This is a genomic window from Syntrophorhabdaceae bacterium (assembly GCA_035541755.1).
Taxonomy (GTDB): Bacteria; Desulfobacterota; Syntrophorhabdia; order Syntrophorhabdales; family Syntrophorhabdaceae; genus PNOF01.
On record DATKMQ010000140.1, the window covers coordinates 14183 to 34413 of the forward strand.

The 20231-nt window shown below is 52.8% G+C and carries 22 protein-coding genes; 10 read left to right on the top strand and 12 right to left on the bottom strand.

What is annotated here, in order from left to right; translation table 11 throughout:
* Positions 1–13: 13 nt before the first annotated feature.
* The 3 genes from larE to VMT62_13680 are packed head-to-tail and all read right to left on the bottom strand — an operon-like array spanning position 14 to position 3183.
* A complete protein-coding gene (gene larE / locus VMT62_13670) occupies positions 14–829 on the bottom strand; it encodes an ATP-dependent sacrificial sulfur transferase LarE (GenBank protein HVN97473.1) in 816 nt (271 codons plus the stop codon).
* 40 nt (positions 830–869) lie between these two features.
* On the bottom strand, positions 870–2015 hold the full coding sequence (locus tag VMT62_13675; GenBank protein HVN97474.1) for an aminotransferase class I/II-fold pyridoxal phosphate-dependent enzyme: 1146 nt from the start codon (positions 2013–2015) through the stop codon (positions 870–872).
* Positions 2016–2034: 19 nt separating this feature from the next.
* Positions 2035–3183, bottom strand: a complete 1149-nt coding sequence (locus tag VMT62_13680) for a PLP-dependent aspartate aminotransferase family protein (protein HVN97475.1) — start codon at positions 3181–3183, stop codon at positions 2035–2037.
* A 197-nt stretch (positions 3184–3380) separates the two neighbouring features.
* On the opposite strand from VMT62_13680, the gene pcnB reads away from it, so the two are divergent.
* On the top strand, positions 3381–4694 hold the full coding sequence (gene pcnB / locus VMT62_13685) for a polynucleotide adenylyltransferase PcnB (GenBank protein HVN97476.1): 1314 nt from the start codon (positions 3381–3383) through the stop codon (positions 4692–4694).
* A gap of 76 nt (positions 4695–4770) precedes the next feature.
* Here pcnB and VMT62_13690 read toward each other — a convergent pair whose 3' ends face one another.
* From VMT62_13690 to VMT62_13705, 4 genes are all read right to left on the bottom strand, one after another.
* Positions 4771–5994: a 2-hydroxyacyl-CoA dehydratase family protein gene (locus VMT62_13690; GenBank protein ID HVN97477.1), complete on the bottom strand. Its 1224-nt coding sequence runs from the start codon at positions 5992–5994 to the stop codon at positions 4771–4773.
* Positions 5991–7136 (bottom strand): 2-hydroxyacyl-CoA dehydratase family protein, encoded by a 1146-nt coding sequence (locus VMT62_13695; GenBank protein ID HVN97478.1) that lies wholly within the window; start codon positions 7134–7136, stop codon positions 5991–5993. Before VMT62_13695 ends, VMT62_13690 begins: the two co-directional genes overlap by 4 nt.
* A 228-nt stretch (positions 7137–7364) precedes the next feature.
* On the bottom strand, positions 7365–7589 hold the full coding sequence (locus VMT62_13700; protein ID HVN97479.1) for a MoaD/ThiS family protein: 225 nt from the start codon (positions 7587–7589) through the stop codon (positions 7365–7367).
* 10 nt (positions 7590–7599) lie between these two features.
* On the bottom strand, positions 7600–8040 hold the full coding sequence (locus VMT62_13705; GenBank protein HVN97480.1) for a hypothetical protein: 441 nt from the start codon (positions 8038–8040) through the stop codon (positions 7600–7602).
* Positions 8041–8052: 12 nt separating this feature from the next.
* On the opposite strand from VMT62_13705, the gene VMT62_13710 reads away from it, so the two are divergent.
* Positions 8053–8205, top strand: coding sequence for a hypothetical protein (locus VMT62_13710; GenBank protein ID HVN97481.1), 153 nt, complete (start codon positions 8053–8055; stop codon positions 8203–8205).
* 186 nt (positions 8206–8391) lie between these two features.
* Here the strand turns inward: VMT62_13710 and VMT62_13715 are convergent, their stop codons facing one another.
* Both VMT62_13715 and cutA read right to left on the bottom strand, forming a co-directional pair.
* Positions 8392–10128: an aldehyde ferredoxin oxidoreductase C-terminal domain-containing protein gene (locus VMT62_13715; protein ID HVN97482.1), complete on the bottom strand. Its 1737-nt coding sequence runs from the start codon at positions 10126–10128 to the stop codon at positions 8392–8394.
* Between the two features lie 152 nt (positions 10129–10280).
* Positions 10281–10598, bottom strand: coding sequence for a divalent-cation tolerance protein CutA (gene cutA, locus VMT62_13720; protein HVN97483.1), 318 nt, complete (start codon positions 10596–10598; stop codon positions 10281–10283).
* A 330-nt stretch (positions 10599–10928) separates the two neighbouring features.
* On the opposite strand from cutA, the gene VMT62_13725 reads away from it, so the two are divergent.
* Genes VMT62_13725 through dapB form a run of 8 tightly spaced genes read left to right on the top strand, consistent with a single transcriptional unit; the run spans position 10929 to position 18366 of the window.
* The gene (locus VMT62_13725; GenBank protein ID HVN97484.1) at positions 10929–11558 is read left to right on the top strand and encodes a Maf family protein; all 630 of its coding nucleotides are present in this window, start codon (positions 10929–10931) and stop codon (positions 11556–11558) included.
* A 5-nt stretch (positions 11559–11563) separates the two neighbouring features.
* Complete coding sequence (locus VMT62_13730; protein HVN97485.1) at positions 11564–12229, top strand: YggS family pyridoxal phosphate-dependent enzyme; 666 nt, start codon at positions 11564–11566, stop codon at positions 12227–12229.
* The gene (argH, locus tag VMT62_13735) at positions 12226–13599 is read left to right on the top strand and encodes an argininosuccinate lyase (GenBank protein HVN97486.1); all 1374 of its coding nucleotides are present in this window, start codon (positions 12226–12228) and stop codon (positions 13597–13599) included. The genes VMT62_13730 and argH overlap by 4 nt, the downstream gene beginning before the upstream one ends.
* On the top strand, positions 13571–14569 hold the full coding sequence (locus VMT62_13740; protein ID HVN97487.1) for a hypothetical protein: 999 nt from the start codon (positions 13571–13573) through the stop codon (positions 14567–14569). The genes argH and VMT62_13740 overlap by 29 nt, the downstream gene beginning before the upstream one ends.
* A 4-nt stretch (positions 14570–14573) precedes the next feature.
* Positions 14574–15833 carry a diaminopimelate decarboxylase gene (gene lysA / locus VMT62_13745; GenBank protein ID HVN97488.1) on the top strand — a complete coding sequence of 420 codons (1260 nt, stop codon included), beginning with the start codon at positions 14574–14576 and terminating at the stop codon, positions 15831–15833.
* The gene (gene dapF / locus VMT62_13750) at positions 15830–16651 is read left to right on the top strand and encodes a diaminopimelate epimerase (GenBank protein ID HVN97489.1); all 822 of its coding nucleotides are present in this window, start codon (positions 15830–15832) and stop codon (positions 16649–16651) included. The genes lysA and dapF overlap by 4 nt, the downstream gene beginning before the upstream one ends.
* A complete protein-coding gene (gene dapA / locus VMT62_13755) occupies positions 16648–17553 on the top strand; it encodes a 4-hydroxy-tetrahydrodipicolinate synthase (protein ID HVN97490.1) in 906 nt (301 codons plus the stop codon). Before dapF ends, dapA begins: the two co-directional genes overlap by 4 nt.
* 18 nt (positions 17554–17571) lie before the next feature.
* Entirely contained in the window at positions 17572–18366 is a 795-nt protein-coding gene (dapB, locus tag VMT62_13760) for a 4-hydroxy-tetrahydrodipicolinate reductase (GenBank protein ID HVN97491.1), read from the top strand.
* 48 nt (positions 18367–18414) lie between these two features.
* Here the strand turns inward: dapB and VMT62_13765 are convergent, their stop codons facing one another.
* From VMT62_13765 to VMT62_13775, 3 genes are all read right to left on the bottom strand, one after another.
* Positions 18415–18861, bottom strand: a complete 447-nt coding sequence (locus VMT62_13765; protein HVN97492.1) for a universal stress protein — start codon at positions 18859–18861, stop codon at positions 18415–18417.
* A 180-nt stretch (positions 18862–19041) separates the two neighbouring features.
* On the bottom strand, positions 19042–19590 hold the full coding sequence (locus VMT62_13770; GenBank protein HVN97493.1) for a cation transporter: 549 nt from the start codon (positions 19588–19590) through the stop codon (positions 19042–19044).
* A 441-nt stretch (positions 19591–20031) separates the two neighbouring features.
* On the bottom strand, positions 20032–20231 hold a 200-nt coding region (locus tag VMT62_13775), incomplete at its 5' end, for a hypothetical protein (protein HVN97494.1).

Here is a 20231-nt window from a genome sequence, read left to right on the forward strand (position 1 = left end):
TCAATCAATTTCATCATCTGTTTTGCTGCGCTAGCGAAATGTTCATACTGCCAGTCTGGTAACCTCGTAGATCGAGAGCGACATGAGCAAACCCACACTGCCTAAACGTGTCCGAGATTGCCTCTCCATGCGCAAGGATAACCCTGAAATCTTTCCTAAGAACCTCGATGCGCGCTGTGTCGCCGTGATGTCGCACACGGACCTGCCTGACGCCCAGACTTTGCAGGTAATCTTCGGCGCGCTCTATGTTCTTCAGGAGAATTTCGTCAATAGCGGTTCCATACGGGACCCTTGAGGAGAGACAGGCGAAGGAAGGTTTGTCGTACGTTGGGAGTAAGAGCCGCTTTGACAATCGTCGGATCTCCAGTTTGGTCAGGCCCGCGTCGAGTAGCGGGCTTTTTACGCCCTGTTCGGCGCAGGCTTTGCGTCCCGGCCTGAAATCATTCACGTCGTCCGCGTTCGACCCTTCCAGAACATGCAGGAAACCTCTCGATGCAGCTATCTCCCTGGCTTTCGTAAAAAGGTGAGTCTTGCAAAAATAGCAGCGCGACCTGTGGTTTTCGATAAAGCGCGGGTCATCCATCTCGGATGTCTCCGCCACGATATATTGAGCGTCGATTTGCAGGGCAAGCCTCTGAGCCTGATCCATCTCCCTAGCCGGACAGGTCGGTGATTTGCCAATGAAGGCCAGAACATTGTCTTTTCCGAGTGTGTCCACTGAGACCTTCAGAAGAAAGGTGCTATCCACGCCGCCGGAGAATGCCACCACAACCCTTTGCAGGTCTTTGACAGTTGTCTTCAGGAACTCGTATTTGGCCTTCATTTTCATACAACCCTCATGCGAAATAAAACCGAGCCAATGCGGTCAGCTATTTATATGCGCCACGTATGGCCTGCGCCAGATCCTTGCAAAGATCGCCTGGATCCTCGAGTCCCACAGAAAGACGGACGAGCCCATCGGTGATGCCCCGGGCATGACGTTCAGGTTCTGGCATGGCGGCGTGTGACATGGTTGCAGGATAGGAAAGAATGCTTTCAACGCCCCCAAGGCTCACCGCCATGAGTGGAACCTTTACATTTCGTAAAACGTGCTTGGTAATCTTCCTACTCCCCAGGTCAAAAGAAACCACTGCCCCACCGCCCGATGCCTGGCTGAGATGTATTTCTCTTCCGGGGTGTGAGGGGAGGGTCGGATAATAGACTGCCTTTACCTCCGGTTGATCCAAAAGCCATTGTGCGATAGTTTCTGCATTTCTCTCTTGCGCTTCCATCCTCGCCGAAAGCGTCTTTATTCCCCTGAGAACGAGCCATGAGTCCTGAGGCCCTAATATTGCTCCGAAAGTGTTCTGAATCGATTGTATCTTCTTCCCGGTAGTCCTGTCAGCGGCAACCACAAGACCGGCAATAAGATCACTATGACCTCCCAGAAACTTCGTGGCGCTGTGAATCACAATGTCAAAGCCGAGTTCCAGGGGCCTCTGGAAATAGGGACTCATAAAGGTATTGTCGATGATCGTGAGAAGCCCTCTTTTTTTTGCAATGTCCGCAACAGCTCGGATGTCGGTGATCTTCAAAAGAGGGTTCGACGGTGTTTCGGCAAAAATCGCTTTTGTCCCGGGCAGAAGAGCGCGTTCAATTCTGTCCGGGTCCGTCATGTCGACAAATGTATGCTTGAGGCCCCAGCGATTAAAAAGAGTGTTGAGCGCCCGATACGTTCCGCCGTAAACGTCTTCAGCCACGATGATATGGTCCCCCGATTTGAACAGGAGAAGGACCGAAGAAATCGCCGCCATGCCCGATGCGAATGCGTAACCCATCTTGCCGCTCTCGAGCGATGCGACAGTGTGTTCGAGGGCTTCTCTCGTGGGATTCTTCCCCCTGGCGTATTCATAGGGTCCGAACTCGAATGGGTCATCCTGCGCAAAGGTAGAGACCTGGTATATGGGGATACTCGATGCCCCCGTGTGCGGGTCTCTGTCTTTGCCTGAATGCAATATTTTTGTGCGATAATTCATATGTGCTCCTTGAAATTGCTTAGCCCTCTATGGCCGACTTCAGATCTTCAATGAGGTCTTCTACCGCCTCCGCACCCACCGAGAGGCGGATAAGACAATCATTGATGCCGATTCTTGTTCTCACGTCGGGATTCATATCGGCGTGAGTTTGTACCGCGGGGAAGGTAATCAGAGACTCCACACCGCCCAGACTCTCCGCAAAGATAAAAACCTCAACGTTAGACAGTATCTTCGGCACAAGGGTGGGATCGTCAACTTCAAACGATACGACTGACCCGAAGCCTGTAGACTGTGCCTTGAGCAGCGTATGGCCGGGGTGGTCCGTGAGCCCAGGGTAGAAGACCTTTCTGACCCTCGGGTGCCCCTTAAGCCACTCGGCAATTTCCTGTGCGTTCTTTTGCTGGCGCTCCATGCGAAGAGAAAGTGTCTTGAGGCCTCTTAAAACGAGCCAGGAGTCCCAAGGCCCAAGGGTCGCCCCCGTGGCATTCTGATAGAAGTGAAGCTTCTCTCCGAGTTTTTCAGTGCGTGCCACAACGAGTCCTGCCAGGACATCGTTGTGGCCGGACAGATATTTCGTCGCGCTGTAGGCCACTATATCCGCCCCCAGGCTGATGGGTCGCTGAAAATAGGGTGTCAGAAAGGTATTGTCCACAATGGTGAGGACGTTGCGGCCCCCTGCCATTCTGCAGATTTCGGGGATATTGGCTATCCTCTGGAGCGGATTTGTGGGGCTCTCGAGCAATATGGCCCGGATGTTCTTACCCAATACCTTGTTTACCTCATCAGTCTGTGATGTATCGATGTACAAGAACTCGATCCCGAGAGGACGATAGACCTTATCGAGGAGCCGGCATGTGCCGCCATAGGGATCTTCCGTGACTGCAACAATATCGCCCGACCTAAAAAGTTTCATGACGCAGTCGAGGGCCGCCATACCTGAGGAGAAGGCTAAGGCTCTTTCGCCTCCTTCGAGACTTGCAATAGCCTTCTCAAGCACACGACGGGTGGGATTTTCACTCCTTGAGTAGTCGAACCCCGTTGTCTCTCCCAGAGAAGGGTGAGCAAACGTGCTTGTCTGGTATACTGGCGCGGAAACGGCCCCCGTGGCCTTATCCTGGTCAACCCCGGCATGTATGAGCGCGGTTTCTATTTTTACGCCTTCCTTCACATGACCCTCAATAAGTATACTTAAACTATAGACATTATATACTATTACGATTCCATGTATGAAGTCAATCTGAAAATCCCTGCGCTCAAAAAAAGCGATGCGGTCTACGCCTGGGATATTTGTTGTTCCTTAAGCCCTGAGCATTGCAGGAAATGGTGATGTTGTGGTTTGTTGAAGAGGTGTGCTATTCATATACTATGGAACCGCGAATCATCCCGCGCCACGAGCATCATATCTCGCGAAAACAGATGAGTCCCAACGCCGTGCGTACGCTTTACCGGCTGCTTCAGCGCGGCTTTATCGCCTACCTCGTGGGCGGATGTGTACGCGATTTGCTCCTCAAACGCACCCCCAAAGATTTTGACATCGCCACCGATGCAACCCCAGGACAGGTGAGACGACTCTTTCGCAACTGCCGCCTGATAGGCCGGCGGTTCCGCCTGGCCCACCTCCATTTTCAAGACGAAATCATCGAGGTCGCCACGTTCCGCAAGTCAGCCCGCACGTCCGATGATTTGGATACTGAAGAGTTGGGCGAAGATAACCGTCCCTTCCGTCATGTCAAAGATGCCGACGGAATGGTAGTGAGCGACAATGTCTTCGGGACCCCCGAGGAGGATGCCCTGTCCCGGGATTTTACCGTCAATGCCCTTTTCTACAATATCGCGGATTTTTCGGTTATCGACTACAGCACGGGGCTTAATGATCTCGAAGAAAGACTCATCCGGTTAATCGGCGATCCCTATATCAGGTTTACCGAAGACCCGGTTCGCATGCTCCGGGCAATCCGTTTCGCCGCCTCTCACGGATTCACCATAGAGACTTCCGCCTGGCAAGCGCTCTCAGAGCTTTCTTCAACCATTTCCCGTGTGCCAACATCAAGACTCTATGAAGAGATACAGAAGGTCTTTCTTTTTGGAACAGCCCGGCCGGCGCTTAATCTCATGAATACGAGCGGGCTTGTCGCCGCCCTCTTTCCGGGCCTGAACAGTTGGATTCTCAAGGACTACAATCATTTTCGTCTGATCGAGGCTAACCTTCAAGCCCTGGATGAACTCCATAAAAGCGGCGCGCCTGCCTCCATGGCCCTCTGCCTTGCGGCCCTGTTCGGGCCTGCGCTTGAGGAGGAAGCCCTTGAGCGTACGCGAGACGGTATTCCCCGCCAGCAGGCTTTGGATTCAGTATGCACAGACTTTATGGAAGAGGCCCGCAGAACTGTTTGTATTCCAGGCCGCGTGGGTAGCGGGCTACGCGCCATTCTCGGAATTCAGCCCGCTCTGCACAGAATGCCGCCAAGAAGGCCTCTTGTTATAGCAGGCAGGCGAGAATTCGCCGAAGGGCTTGCGTATCTGCGTCTTGTGTCCGAGACGAGAAGGGAGAATGAGCGCACGCTAGGATGGTGGGACGCCTTTCGTGCGAATGTCCCGTTGCCGCCTACTGAGCAGTCGGGTGACGAAGCCACTCCAAAGAAGAGATCAAGGAAACGTCGAAGACGTCGCCGTGATGCTTAAGCCTAACGGATGATAATGCCGCTCGCGATGATCGAGTCTTAAGGGGAGTCAGCGAAGGGCGAGTTGCGGTGTGATCTCAGGCCTGCTTCGCCGTCTCCAGTCTGTCGAGCGTTTCAAAATACGCCTCAATCCTGGTTCGCACCTGTGATTCGGCGTAGAACCGTTGATCGCCCATATCGCTCTCGAAAACGAGTGCGGGGATACCGGTCTTTTTGGTCAAGATGTCTTTGAGCGTGGGCACTGCAAAGGAGACCGCCTTGCAGCTTCGGTTCATGAACATGATCATGCCGTTCATCGCATACTTCTGAAACAGCTCAAGCGCCATGGATGCCCTGTCTTCCATAGTCGAATTGGAGAAGCGCGATACATAGTTCTCAGCAAGAGTCACAAGAGGGTCTTGATCGAGGTCGAATTCGAAACTCCAGGCATGTACGTACAGGGAGGTCAGGATCACTGCGCCGTAAGAACCGAGCAGTTTCGCATGGTCGCTGAACTTGAACCACACGGGCAGGTTCTCCCAGTAAAGCCTGTACTTCTCATTCGCAATCGCGCCGATGCCGCCGCTCACTTTGGCCTCGATCTCGTCGCAGAGGGTCTGGTAGTACTCGACGCACTGCTCGGTGCCTCTCCGATAGACGGCAATTGCCATGCCGATCAGCGCATCAAAGATGCTGATGGGGGACGGTTTGTATTGCGCCATATCGAGGAACTTTTTGTAGAGCACGCTCGAGGCGGCTGAGTATCTCAAGACTTCTTTGAGTCTGTCGTAGTCGAATTTCTTGCCCGTGACTTTTTCCAGGAATGCGATGAGTTCTTTCATCTGGACCACACAGTACTTGACGATCTCCTGTCGCGCCGTTTTGTCCATGACGTATTCCGGCGTGTCAAAGATGAAGACCGGGAGATTGCCTCTCCGTGCTAAGACCTGAAACCATTTTGTAAGCGTGAAACACTGGGCGTTGCAGGCGAGAAACAGGTCCGGTTCAGGTATGCCCTTGGTGACGGTCTTTCCCGACTGCCGGTATCCGAGGTCCGATCTCGCGTATGCACAGAGATGACTCGTATATCCGAGGTTCTCCGTGATGGAGCAGAGTTCGGCTCCTTTTTTCGCCGTCAGGTTGGCCACGGCGTGATTTTCCGGATACACGGGGATAATGTCGTGGGCCACGAAGATCTCCACAGGCGAGATGGCTGTTGAATAACCCACGAGTTTACCCAGTTCGTGGGCGTGGAAGGCCTCTTCCAGGTATTCATCGGTAATCTTTTTTGACAGCTGCTTGGATGTGAGTTTTTCGTTCATAGAGCGCCGCCTTTGATCGATTCGAAGAAGGCCTGTAATCTCGTCCTTACGTGTGAGAGAGAGGTGGTCTGATATTCGGTATCCAACACATGTATGGGTATGCCTTCCTGCTTGAGCATCTTCTTGAGGTCCGGTAGATCGTACTCCTGGGATTCGCAGAACTCGATATGAACATAGATGATTGCCTGAGCTTTTGTGTCCCGATAAAGTTTCCTGATCTCCTCGAAGTTTTTGTACACATCATCGTGAATCGGAGAATAGAATCCCCTTTTAAAATGTCTCTCCGTAAGCGCCTCGACAACATTGCCGTTTGTGAGCGCCACATCGCCCTGAAGGTAGCGTGACCCCGTGACAAGCGTATCACCTACCACGTTCAGCTTGAGTTCATCGAAGGCATCAAATATCTCAGGGGGATCGCAGGTAATGCCCACGAGGATTACGTCGGTGAAAGATGCACCCTTGTTTCCCTGATTGGGTTGAATCTTTTCCTTGATGGCCTTGAGGCTTTGGTTAAACTCGGCCTTATCCACCTGTTCCGATAGCTTGAGCATGGAAAAGAATTCCCTGTTACTGAGCGCGCCGGGGGAAACCTTCTTGATCTCATAGATCTCCCGAAGCAATACCTTGTTCTCATTATGCACGGCGATGGAGGCCTTTAAGTCCTCATCGGTGATTTTCCTGCCCGACCATCGGCTGAGTGACACGATCAGTCTTTCGATCTCCTCTTTGACCCAGTATCTGGCGCTCGGCCGATCAACCTGCCGCGGGGCGAGATAACATTCCACATAGGTGTCAGGGAAGTTTATCCTCCAGATATCGGACAGGTGCTGCGTGGTGTCGCACACCTGCGGCAGCACGAATCCATCGAAGAGATCGCCCTCATAACTGAGCGCCAGCTCGAGATTGCTCCTCGCCAAAGAGCACGCATTATCAGGCAGGTGGCTTGGGGCCCTCTTCAAGGGTTTCTGCGTACCCAGTATGGCCACAGGCAAGAACCCGAAGGCATATATGACCTCCTCGGGCACATCGGCGATCGTACTACCTATGACTTTCTTCCCGTTATCCCCGGCCCATTTTCTGATGGACGGGTAAGGGTCAGCGGCATACTGCACTATTTTCTTAAGATCGAGATTTTCCCACACGGCGCCTCCCGACGAAATGTGTACAAATTACACAGAATATACTTATATGAAGGTTCTTTGTAGATGTCAAGGCAAGTTTTTCGGCACGACCTCGGTTGCAACGCCCCGGTAAGCGGGGCGGACAGGGCCCGTGCGGTTCTAACCCGATGGATATGACAGGCGCCGTCTGGCCTCTCGTGAAAATGGCGGTGCAGGTTCTACCTCCGAACCCGGCTTCGGCTCTCAACTCTAGCCCCCTCCTATGGGAGGGAAAAGCGCCAGCGTGTCCCCATGGGTGAGCTTGGCGTCGGTTAGCCTGTGATGACCGTTAATAAAGACCAGAGTGACCTCGGTATCGGGTATACCGACCCTCTGAATCATCTCGCCTACCGTTGTGCCTTCCGGAACGTCAACCTCTTTTATGTCGAACCGGTCTTTGCGTAACGTGGCAAATAGTTTGACTGTAACATGCATGGGCTCTTCCCTAAGGGGTTAACGCTGAACGCGAGATTATTTTGGTCCGGCTCTCTTCGGTGTCCACCGAAACGATCACGTATTGAGCGTCACCGTAAATGCTCTTTTCCATGAGTCTTTCAGGTTCGATGCGTTTGCCGTCGAAGGCCACTGAGACGACCTCTTGCGGGAACTCGTCTGCGTGCACGTGAAGAAGCCTCATAAGAGAAGAAGGCTCTATGGCAAATCCCTTGCTTAAGAACTTAGGCCCGAGTTCATCCATCAGAAGATTAAAAAGCTTGACAGTAATGATCCCTTGATCAGGACAGATGTGCCCGTCTTCTTCTCGGTAGGTGATGGGGCTTCTAAGCCCCGCGTAGAGCCCGTCTCGTCTCAGCGTGGCGCCGGCGAGACCCGGGAGGGCCGAGGAGAATGCTACGGTGGACCCGTGCGTAAGAATCGCTTTAGCCATGTGGTCCACACAATGTCCGTCAAGGAATACGGTACTGACCTTATCGTCCACGATCTTTCTTTCGAGTCCCAATTGCCGCAGCAGAAGGTCTTCGATGCTGCATCCCACTTCACAGGGGAACAGGAAGCCTGCCTGGAATATGGATCGGAATGCCAGAAGAAATGAGGGTCTTGCTTGTATGCTTACAACGGGTCCTGTTAGGACCGCCCTCTTGGCCTTATTAATTTCGGAAACTCCAACAGATCCGACATTGCCCGCCTTCACGGATGGCGTTTTGCCAGGATGTAAGGGGGGGGAGGCATCAAAGCACATGATCGCTCCCCTCTGTATACGTTCGCAACGCGTCTTTGCCTACCAGTTGAACACCCGATCGAGATCCTCGTCGGGCACGTCGAAAACCACGTTGTGAGGGGGCACCGCCTGGGTCTTGAAGAACCCCGGCAGCCTGTCCGCCTCCTTTGTGAAACCGGCCTTCATATTGAAATCTCTTTCCATTTTGAGCACCTTCTTGCCGTATTCCGCGACATCGTCAGCGGTCATCTGAAGGCCGCAGAACGAATTGATCAGGTCAAGAAGCGCTTGAAATGTCTCCGGTTGATCGAGTATTGCGAAGGCAATAAAAAGACACATACCCGTGGAATCGATGGCTGCGGTGGCAATTTGAAGATTCCGTGAAAGCTCCATCTGTCCCTCGGGGCTCAACGGGTCTACAAATCCACCCACTTTAAGTATATTGGTCGCCGTCGCATAACCGGCTGTGTGGTCCGCGCCCATAGGACTTGTGGCGTACGTTACTCCAAGTCCCTTTACACCGCGCGGGTCATAGGCCGGCATTGCCTGTCCTTTGACCACGGGAACTCTTTCGATGCCGAATGCTTTGCCGGTCACGGCCGCGCCGCTGCCTATGATGCGGCCGAGAGGGGTGCCTTTTCCTACCTCGTGCATAAGGTTGATTGCGCCGTCGGCGTCTCCGAACTTGAGTAGACCTGCTTCCATGGCTACACCGATAGTAACGCCCATCTCGATGGTGTCAAGCCCGTAGTTGTCGTCGAGAAAATCGAGCATAGCGATCTTGTCCATGTCGTCGATGCCGCAATCGGCGCCATGCGCCCAGACCGTCTCGTACTCGGGCTGTTTACTTAAATAATGGCCGTCTTTATCATTGTAAATGCCTGAACAACGGATCACGCATCCGCGATGACAGCCGTGAGTGGCCACCCCACCCCTCTCGGTCTCGAGCGCCGCTTCGGTCTCACCGCTTATCCTGGCTACCCCGGCGAATGTCCCCTGTTTGAAATTATAGGTGGGATAAGCCCCTGCTTCGTTCAAGATGTTGGCGAGCACGTTTGTGCCGTAGGCCGGAAGCGCCTGGCCAGTGACGCCATGTTTCCTAAGCCCGTCCACAAAAGCCTTATTGGCCTGTTTGTATTTTTCCGGGTCTTTGGGCTCACGCGCGCTCATGCCGGTGTCGTCGAGCACGATGGCCTTCACACCCTTGGATCCCATGACTGCGCCCGGCCCACCTCTGCCCGCATGTCTTGCCGGCCTTAACTCCATATCGGTGAAAGCGATGGAGGCGGCAGCGAGGCGCATCTCACCTGCGGGCCCGATGGAAATACAGGCGATCTTATCCCCGAATTTGTCCTTCATCCTCTGAACCGTATCATAGTTGCCGAGCATTTTGAGGCTTAAATCACGGGTGATCTTTACGCCATTCCTGTCGATGAATATGGTATAGAGATCGTTATCTTCAGGCTTTCCTTCGAGTACGATGGCGGCATATCCGAGACGGGCAAGTACCTGAGACGGCTGGCCGCCTGAGTTCGATTCCTTGATCCCTCCCGTGAGAGGGCTCTTGCATCCCACGGAGATCCTTCCTGACATGGCGGCCAGGCTTCCGCTCAAAAGACCGGGGGCTATGACGATTTTGTTGAGTTCACTCAAGGGATGACAGGTAGGGGGCACCTCATTTGATATAATAGCGGAGGTGAGCGCCCTGCCGCCTAACCCCTGGTACCGGCCGATCGGTTCAACGGTAGTTAAAGGCCCCCCCTTCCCACCCATATTGATCCGTAAGATCTTATCCATAACAACACCCCCTTGGTGTATTCTGTGACCCTTATGCAAGTATACACCAGAATCGGGGTTTTGCAAGCTCGGTGGGCGTCCGTTCAGGTAACGGAGTGGGGGGGAGGCATCCACTCGACATGAATACGCAAGGTCCGCCCTTAAGCGGTTATCTATATGGTTTCTTCGGCCACCCAGTTCATATATTCGGGTAGCCCGCGGCTTAAGCCGATCGCTATGATTTCAGGTACTTCGTAGGGATGAAGGCGCTTTATCTCGTCTTCTATTACCGGATAGAGCGATGATTTACTCTTCATCAACAGGAGCCATTCGTCTGTTTGTTCCACCTTTCCCTTCCACCGGTAGATGCTCCTGATGGGTCCCACGATCTGGGCGCAGGCAACAAGCTTTTTTTCCACGAGTTCCTCACCGATTCTTTGAATGACCCCCCTCTCGTCCGCGGTGGTTACGATCTCAATGATCTCCTTCATGCGGCTCACCTCCCGACATGTGGCTTTACGGACTGGCCTTACGCACCGGCGGCATGACTCGCATTTTCGCCGCCTTGTCCGGCCACAGATTAACATATTTGACTTGAAATTATAGAGGATTTCGTATATTTTTCTATATCCAGGGGCTTTGGCACGCGCCCCCTCTACCGGCAACGCCCGCCAGAGGCGGGAATCCCCCTCAGCGATTGTTCGCCTTGTTCACACATCCCCCGGGGCGACGCCAGGTCGGCAGAGGACCGCCTCCTTAAAGATGCGGATGGATGCGTAGTATGAACGCGCCGCCTATGGTTGAAATAACCGGGCGAGCCCGTGAGTGTCTATGATACAATAGTGATAAAGAGGTTACTCGTGTTTCAGGTACGGGATGGAGATGCAATAATACTGGCAAGCGAATCGGTGAGAAGGGTCGATATTCTCCGAACCCTCGGGGTGCCCTTCTCGATTGTCCCGCCCGATATCGACGAGACGAGAAGAGTCGAAGAGACGCCCAAGGATTATGTGCTCAGAATATCCTATGATAAGGCGCACAAGGTGGGAAGTCATTTTCCGGACAAGTGGGTCATCGGGGCAGACACGGTTGTGGTATACAAGAACAAGATACTGGGCAAGCCGCGCAACGAAAAGGACGCCCTTGCTATGCTCAAAACGTTAAGCGGGAGATGGCACCGGGTGATAACCGGTTTTTGCGTGCTCAACATGTCGCGTAGCGTTGCTTACCGGGATGTGGTGGAAACAAGGGTATTCATGAGAGACATGCTCGACCATGAAATCATGCGATACATCGGAACCTCCGAGCCCCTTGATAAAGCGGGCTCGTATGCGGTGCAGGGTAGAGCGGGATATATGGTGAAGGAGATAAAGGGTTCCTACAGCAACGTCGTCGGCCTTCCCATTTGTGAGGTGGCGGAAGTCCTTCTCTCGTTAGGCGTCCTGTCGTGAAGCCTATGGCGGATTCCATCAGGGCCGTCCGAGAGCGGATTGACAGGGCCTGTACAAAGGCGGGCAGAAACGCTGGCCAGGTTAGATTGGTTGCCGTAACCAAGACCGTTGGAATCGAAGGCATCGAACAGGCCATACGATGCGGGCTCGTAGATTTCGGCGAGAATTATGTGCAGGAGGCAAAAGAAAAGATCTCTCGCATAGGCCGCGAGGGAATACGGTGGCATATGATAGGACACGTGCAGACGAACAAGGCGAAGTACATACCCCAATTTTTCGATTATGTTCACTCCGTGGACCGATGGGAATTGCTCGCCGCGCTCGAAAGATACGGCAAACCCATGAAGGTTCTCTTTGAGCTGAATCTGGCACAGGAGGCGACCAAACATGGTACGGATGAGGACGGGTTGAGAGCTATGCTGGAAAAGGTTTTTTCCCTGAAGCACGTCAAGCCTGTGGGGCTCATGACCATGGCGCCTTACTCAGACGATCCGGAAACGGTGAGGGGCCTCTTCGCGACTTTACGGAAGATGCTCGAAAAGATGAACAGGGAATTTGCGCTTGCTATGAATGAGCTTTCCATGGGCATGTCTTCGGATTTCGAAGTGGCCGTGGAGGAGGGAGCAACCATGGTGCGTGTAGGCACAGCGATATTTGGAGAGAGGACATGAAGCCCTGGGGCGGGAGATTTAAAGGCAAGACCAATCCGCTGTTCGAGGCCTTCAGTGCATCGATCGATGTGGACAGGGCGCTCTACCGGCAAGATATAGAGGGGAGTAAAGTCCATGCCGAGATGCTCGAAAAGATCGGCATGCTGACAGGGCGGGAGAAGAATAGTATCGTGAAGGGTTTAAACGAAATACGAAAAGAGATCGAGACGGGGGTATTTCATTTCGATCAGGCCCGTGAAGACATCCATATGCACATAGAGGCGAGGCTGATAGAGAAAATAGGCGACGCCGCCAAAAAGCTCCACACGGGCAGGAGCAGGAACGATCAGGTTTCTCTGGATATGAGGCTCTATCTTAAAGAAGAGCTCGCGAACATCGATAAAGTACTTCTCAAGCTGCTTATCAGTCTCGTGAGGAAAGCGGAGAAGGAGAAGGGTGTCATCATGCCGGGTTATACGCATATGCAGAAGGCCCAGGCGGTCCCCTTTACCCATTATATCATGGCCTACTATTACATGTTTAAGCGAGACAGGGCGCGCCTTAACGAGGCAGCCGCGCGCATTGATGTGCTCCCCTTGGGAAGCGGTGCGCTAGCCGGTTCCACCATACCGCTCGATCGGGATTTCGTCAGGAAGAAACTTGGCTTTGCAGGGGTTTCAGAGAACAGCATGGATACAGTGGCCGACAGGGACTTTGTGCTCGACGCCCTCTATACGGCCGCCATGGTCATGCTCCATTTGAGCAGGCTCTCCGAAGACCTGATTCTCTTTGCCACGGAAGAGTTCTCCTTTGTGGCGCTGCCTGATGAACTCTGCACAGGCTCGAGCCTCATGCCACATAAGAAGAACCCCGACGCCCTCGAATTGATTCGGGGCAAAACGTCGCGTGTGATCGGCGACCTCATGAGTCTGTTCTCGCTCCTCAAAGGGCTCCCTATGACCTATAACAGGGATCTCCAGGAGGACAAGGAACCGTTGTTCCACGCAGTGCGTACCATCAAAGATGCCGTGTCGATCATGACACTCTGTATTGACGGTATGACGCTCATGAAAGAGAACATGAGAAGAGCCGCAGAGGCAGGCTTCATGCCGGCTGTGGAGATGGCCGAATACTTGACCACCAAAGGCGTGCCCTTTCGCCAGGCGCACGCTATTGTGGGGAAGATTGTGAGTGTGTGCGAGACAAAAGGAAAAACGTTAGCGCAATTGTCTATAAAGGAGTTGAAAAAACATTCGGCGGCTTTTGATACGGATGTCTTTTCATACATGGACGTGGCTAATGCGTTAAATAAAAGAAGGACCAAAGGGGCCGCTTCCTTCAAAGAGGCGGCAAGGCAGATCAATGAAGAGAAATCCTATCTTAATATGTAGCGTTATTCTGGCACTTTTGGTGTGCGCTTGCGGGAAGAAATCGGACCCGAGGCCTCAAGTGCTCCCCGCAGCGGGGAAGATCAACGATTTGACCGGGGAGGTGAAAGACGGGGTGCTCTTTCTCTCTTTCACCATGCCTGAGAGTGCCAAAGGGGACACCCAGCCAAAGGAACTTGGCGGTTTCAAGGTCTTTAAGGCGTGCGGGAGCTGTATGGGGGCATTCGAACCTTTTAGGGACATCGCTCTGGAGCAGGACAAGGGATATACCATTGCCCGCGGACGTCTCTATTTTTATGACGATGACCTGATGAACGGTTTCGAATATGCCTACAGGGTCTATCCCTATACCAAACGGGGTACCCGTGGGGATTCCTCAAATACATTTACCATCAGGTGGGTAAAGCCGCCGGAAGCCCCGAAGGATGTCACCGCCACGGCGAGTGACGCAAGGATCGGGCTTTCCTGGCCTGAGGAAGAAGGGTATCTCTATAATGTTTATCGATATGAGGGGAATGCTTATCCACTTTTTCCCCTGAATTCGGCCCCCCTTGCATCGGGACTTTATGCGGACTCAGGGTTGACAAACGGAAAGAAGTACACCTATGAGGTAAGGAAGCTGAAAGAGGCAGACGGCTTACTACGGGAAGGGGAGGGTGTGAAGGTCGAGGCAACGCCGGTGGACAGAACTGCCCCTGCCGCACCAACCATGGTGAGCGCCGTGAAGACGGGCAATGCGGTTTCTATCACCTGGAAGGAGAATTCGGAAAAAGACCTGGCAGGGTACAACGTATACAGACTAGGCGCAGGGGGAAGCAAATCGAAACTGAATAGAGACCCTATAAAGGAGAATTCCTATCTTGACGCAAAGAGCCCTAACGAACGCTACGTTTCCTATTATGTCACTGCAGTGGATATGGCCGGCAATGAAAGTGCTCCCTCACGGGAGTCTATCGTTATTTTGAAAGAGTAGACCTATGAACTATTTCGAGTATCGGAACGAAGAACTGTACTGCGAAGGCGTCCCCGTTCGCCAGATCGCGCGGGCTGTGGGGACACCTCTGTACATATACAGCCACAAGACCTTTGAAAGGCATTTCACGGTTTTCGACAGGGCCTTTGAGGACGTGCCCCATCTTGTCTGTTATTCATGCAAGGCCAACGCGAACGGCGCGCTCCTGAGAACCGTGGCCCGTCTCGGCGGCGGTGTAGATATCGTGTCCGGTGGAGAGCTGTATAAGGCGCTTAAGGCAGGCATTCCCCACAACAGGATCGTTTTCTCCGGTGTGGGCAAAACCGAAGAGGAACTAAAAGATGCCATCAGGGCAGATATTCGTATGATCAATATCGAGTCCGAGGGTGAACTGGACCTCTTGAAGAAACTCGCCCGGCGTATGAAAAAGACTGTGCCCGTCTCGGTCAGGGTTAACCCGGAGATAGACCCGAAGACCCATCCGTACATCACGACAGGCCTCAAAAAGAATAAATTCGGCGTGCTGTGGGCCGAGGCCCGAAGGCTCTACGGAGAGATCTCGCGGGAAAAATACCTCTCTCCTGTTGGCATATCATCGCATATCGGTTCCCAGATAGTGGAGCTTAATCCGTTTATGGAGGCGGTAATGTCGTTGAAATCCATGGCCAAAGAACTCGAGAACATGGATATAGCGATTTCCATGCTCGATATCGGGGGCGGCCTCGGGATTACTTATAAGGACGAGCTACCGCCGCACCCCGAAGAATATGCGAAAGTCGTCGCGCGTGAAATCAAGGGCACGGGGCTCACGCTCGTTTTGGAGCCGGGCCGAGTAGTTGTAGGGAACAGCGCAATATTCGTGACCAAAGTTCTCTATGTGAAGCAGTCGCCGGAAAAGACTTTCTATATTGTGGACGGGGCCATGAATGATCTCGTGAGACCGTCACTCTATAATGCGTATCACGAGATCAAACCGGTGAAGCAGGATAAAGGTGGCGTTATACAGGTGGACCTTGTGGGCCCGATCTGCGAATCCGGTGATTTTTTTGCGAAGGATAGGGAGATGGCGGAGCTGAAAGCGGACGATCTCCTTGCGATTTTTGGCGCCGGCGCCTATGGTTATTCCATGTCATCAAACTATAACGCGCGCAGGAGGGCGGCAGAGGTGTTAGTAAGAGACGAAGAGTTCTTTGTGGTGCGTAAGAGAGAAACCTTCAAAGACCTCGTCAAAGGGGAATCTGTCCCGGAATTTCTGGAGGAATGACGAACGTGATAGAGCTCGAATTTTCAAAAATGAGTGCCAGTGGCAATGACTTCATTGTTATCGATAACCGTACTGGCAGGGTGAATAAGCGATTTCAGGATCTGAGCGAATTCGCAAAAAAGGTGTGCAGGGTACATCATTCGGTTGGTGCTGATGGCGTTATCCTCATCGAGAATTCCAGGGAACAGGATTTCTCCTGGAGGTTTTTCAATGCCGACGGTTCTGAAGCTGAGATGTGCGGAAATGGCGGCAGGTGCGCCGCGCGCTTCGCATACACGAACGGCATCGCAAAAGAAAAAATGGCCTTTGAAACGATCGCCGGCGTCATCAGAGCGGAGGTGCACGGCGCGAAAATCAAACTACAGTTGACAAAGCCTACGGAACTGAAGCTCGACTATCCCGTTTGTCTCGAAGACAAAGAACTTTTCGTGAGCAGCGTAAATACCGGGGTCCCTCATGCGGCCCTGCTCGTGTCGGATATCGACCATGTTCCCGTGGAAGAACTGGGAAGGATGATTCGCTATCACAAGATCTTCGGCGAAAAAGGGACCAATGTGAATTTCGTTGAAGTGAAAGACAAGAAGAACGTGAAGGTGCGGACCTACGAGAGGGGTGTCGAGGGCGAGACGCTCGCCTGTGGCACCGGCGCGGTCGCATCCGCTGTTATTCTCATGGAAAAGGGACTGGTCAAGAACCCCGTGAATATCCACACACGTGGCGGAGAGGTGCTTAAGATATATATGGATAACGATGTGTACCTCGAAGGTGATGCAAAAATGATCTATGTGGGAAACCTTCACGAGGAGGCGTTGTTATGAAAAGGAGATACGACATGTATTTGAGAGGTATTCTTACGGCGCTGGTTACACCTTTCAGGAATGGGAGCCTTGACGAGAAGGCACTCAAGAACCTCATAGAATTTCAGCTCAAAGGAGGAGTGGACGGGCTTGTACCGTGCGGCAGCACCGGCGAAGCCCCGACCCTTTCCTACGAGGAGCACGAAAGGGTTGTGGATCTGACGATAAAGTACGTAAAAGGCAGAGTGCCGGTTGTTGCGGGCACAGGGTCGAACAGCACTCAGGAAGCGATCGAACTCACAAAGGGAGCGAAAAAGCTCGGCGCCAACTTTTGCCTCCTCACCACGCCCTACTATAATAAGCCCACGCAGGAGGGGCTCTATCAGCACTTCAGGGCCATCGCCGAGGCAGTCGACATTCCCCAGATTCTCTATAACATACCCGGTCGCACGGGCATTAACATGACGCCGGAAACAATCTTCAGGCTTTCTAAGATACCCGGAATTGTTGGCATCAAGGAGGCGGCGGGCTCGCTCGCACAGGTTTCCGACATATACAGGCTTACCAAGGGAAGATTCACCATACTTTCCGGGGACGACAACATCTTTCTCCCCATGATGAGCGTCGGCGCTACGGGCGTCATATCGGTCCTTTCCAATATCATGCCCAAAGATATGCAGGCTCTGTACAGAGCCTTCCTGATCGAAAAGAATATCACGAAGGCCATGGATATCCATACACGCCTTATGCCTCTTTTCCAGGCCATGTTCATCGAAACCAATCCCATACCCATAAAAGAGGCGATGGCGTACATGGGCATGATAAAAAAGGAATTCCGTCTCCCGCTGTGCCCTTTATCGGGTGCGAACAGCAAATTTCTCAAAGAATTGCTGAACGAGTACAAACTGCTGAAAAAAAAGTAAGGCCGTCGAGGTGAGACCATGCCAAAGTTGATTATAACCGGCGCCTCTGGCAAGATGGGGGCTAGTGTTATCAAGTGCGCACTGGAGAACGAGGACTTCGTGATCGCGGGTCTGGTGGAGGCAAAGAACCATCCCGCCATTGGCAGGACCGTAGATATCACGGCAGGGCTGGCCGGCGGGTCACTTCCTATCCTGGATGACCTTGAAAAGATTATAGACAAGGGCGACGTGGTTATTGATTTCACCGAGGCCAAAGCGTCGTTTGAACATTTCAGGGTCGCAAAGAAACACGGAAAGGCGCATATTATCGGCAGCACAGGTTTTAGCGAAGAGGCGCTTGCCGAGATAAGGGCCGCCAAAGATGCGAGAATTGTCATCTCCCCCAACATGAGCATCGGCATGAATGTGCTCTTCGATATCTGTGGCCGGGTCTCCGGCCTGTTAAAAGACGGTTACGACGTAGAGATATTCGAGATGCACCATCGGTGGAAAAAGGACGCACCCAGCGGATCGGCACTACGACTCAAGGATTCCATTGAGGCGGGAAATCCGCTACGGAAGTGGAACGAAGTCTACGGACGAAGTGGCATGACAGGCGAGCGAAGCCCGGAGGAGGTCGGCATCATGGCGCTGCGCGGCGGCGATGTGGTGGGCGATCATACGGTCTATTTCGCGGGCATGGGCGAACGCCTCGAATTTACCCATCGAGCCTTTTCACGGGACAATTTTGCAAGAGGGGCGCTGCGCGCGGCCAAGTGGCTCGTAGCCCAGCCACGGGGTGTATATTCGATGAAGGACGTGCTGGGATTATAGCCCGCTGCGATTTGATTCGTCCAGTGTGGCTTTACTCGTACACCGCCTCTATTTTGTCAACAGAACCGGACATCTGGAACCCTTGAGCACGTTACGGGCCACGCCGCCGATCAGGTATTTTGCGATGCCTGACCTCCCGAGCGAGGCGATCACAATCAGGTCGATCCCCTTTTCTTTTCCCTCTTTGAGTATTTCTTCGTACGGGACGCCTTCACGGATATTGGTTTCTGTATCCACCTCTCTTGCCTGCGGAAATTTGCCGAGCTGCTCCTGCAGTTTGTCTTTTGCGTCAGCTAAGTGAGTAGCCTTGATCTCCTGCCCCAATTCTATGGAAGCAAAATAATCGGCATATGCGTAGTGAATCTCCTGGTGAACAACGTGGAGGAGAAAGACCTTCGCGTGATATTGCTTGGCAATGTCGAGGGCCTGCGCTAATGCCTTGTCCGATGGTTCCGAGAAATCCGTTGGTACGAGGATCTTGGTTGGCATAAGCATCTTACATAACCTCCTTCCCCCCCTCTTAACGCACAACCGCTATCTCATATAATTATAGCAGCACTCAAGAACATTTGGGGGATACCAGGCACCGGAAATTGGGGGGCCTCACCTGTGGTTTGTTGAGTGAATGTGGGGCCTGGGTGGTGCCAGCATTTCTCGCTTAAGGCAAATGAGGTATTATCTGGAGAGCTGCATAATTCTATAGGCGCCCCTTGCCACGAGCACGAAGACAATCATACCCACAATGAGATCAGGTATTTTTGATCCGGTGAGGTAGACGAAAATTCCCGCAACCATAACCCCGAGGTTGAGAATAACATCTGTAGAGGTGAAAATTACGCTTGCCTGCATATGGGCGCCCCTGCTCTTGGATTTCTGCAGCAGGGTAAGACATAGCCCGTTTCCCGCAAGGGCAAGAAGAGAGATCACAATCATCAGGGAGAAGTCGGGCGTTGCTTCACGAACGACGAAGCGTCTCAAGACTTCGGCAAAACCGAAGATAGCAAGGGCTAGTTGAAAATAGCCGGCTATGCCTGCGATCCTCTTCTTTCGCGAGACGACGCCTCCGACCGCAAAGAGCGAAAGCCCGTAGACCAGGGAATCGGCGAGCATATCGAGACTGTCTGCAACGAGCCCCATGGAACCGGCGATAAAGCCTGTAAGGATCTCGAGAGCGAAAAAAAAAGAGATTGATGGCGAGAACCTGCCAGAGTGTACGACGCTCATCGCTATGCTCTTCGAGCACATGAATTGACTCTGCTTTTTGTGTCGAAACAAACTCTGTATCAAGGTTAAGGCTTTCAAGGGCCGAAAGGAGACTTTGATAGTCGCCAGTATGGTATGCCTCAAGCCTGCGGGCCGGTATATCAAACTGCAGGGACTGAACACCTTCCATGCCGTCCAATTTCATGCGTATAAGTCTTTCCTCCGACGGGCAGCCCATCCCGGCTATATTGAAGACCGATCTTTGAACCGCATTTTCCATGTTTTTGCCCCTTTTTGGTACTTACACCAATCTTTTCTATCACAATGTAGGGAGGGCATTCCATGCTAAAATACCGGACCGTGAGCTTAATAGAGGTCTCTGGGCTTACGCGAAGACGGAAAGAGGCAAGAAAACGAGCGGCGTCACAGGAGCACAACCCTTCTCAAGGTGCGCAACGCTTTTTAATCTTTGAACTTCTTTCTCAACCCTACAAGACTTAAGAGCCCGATGCTGAATAAGAATACCGCCGGAGGGATGGGTACGGAAGAAGGAGTCCTGTTGTATGTGGGGTCGTTGACGTTCAGGTTCGTAATGGTAGGGAAGTTCCAGGTCGAGGAGCCCCCGTAGTTGTAATTCAAGTAACTACCGAATACCTGGCCGG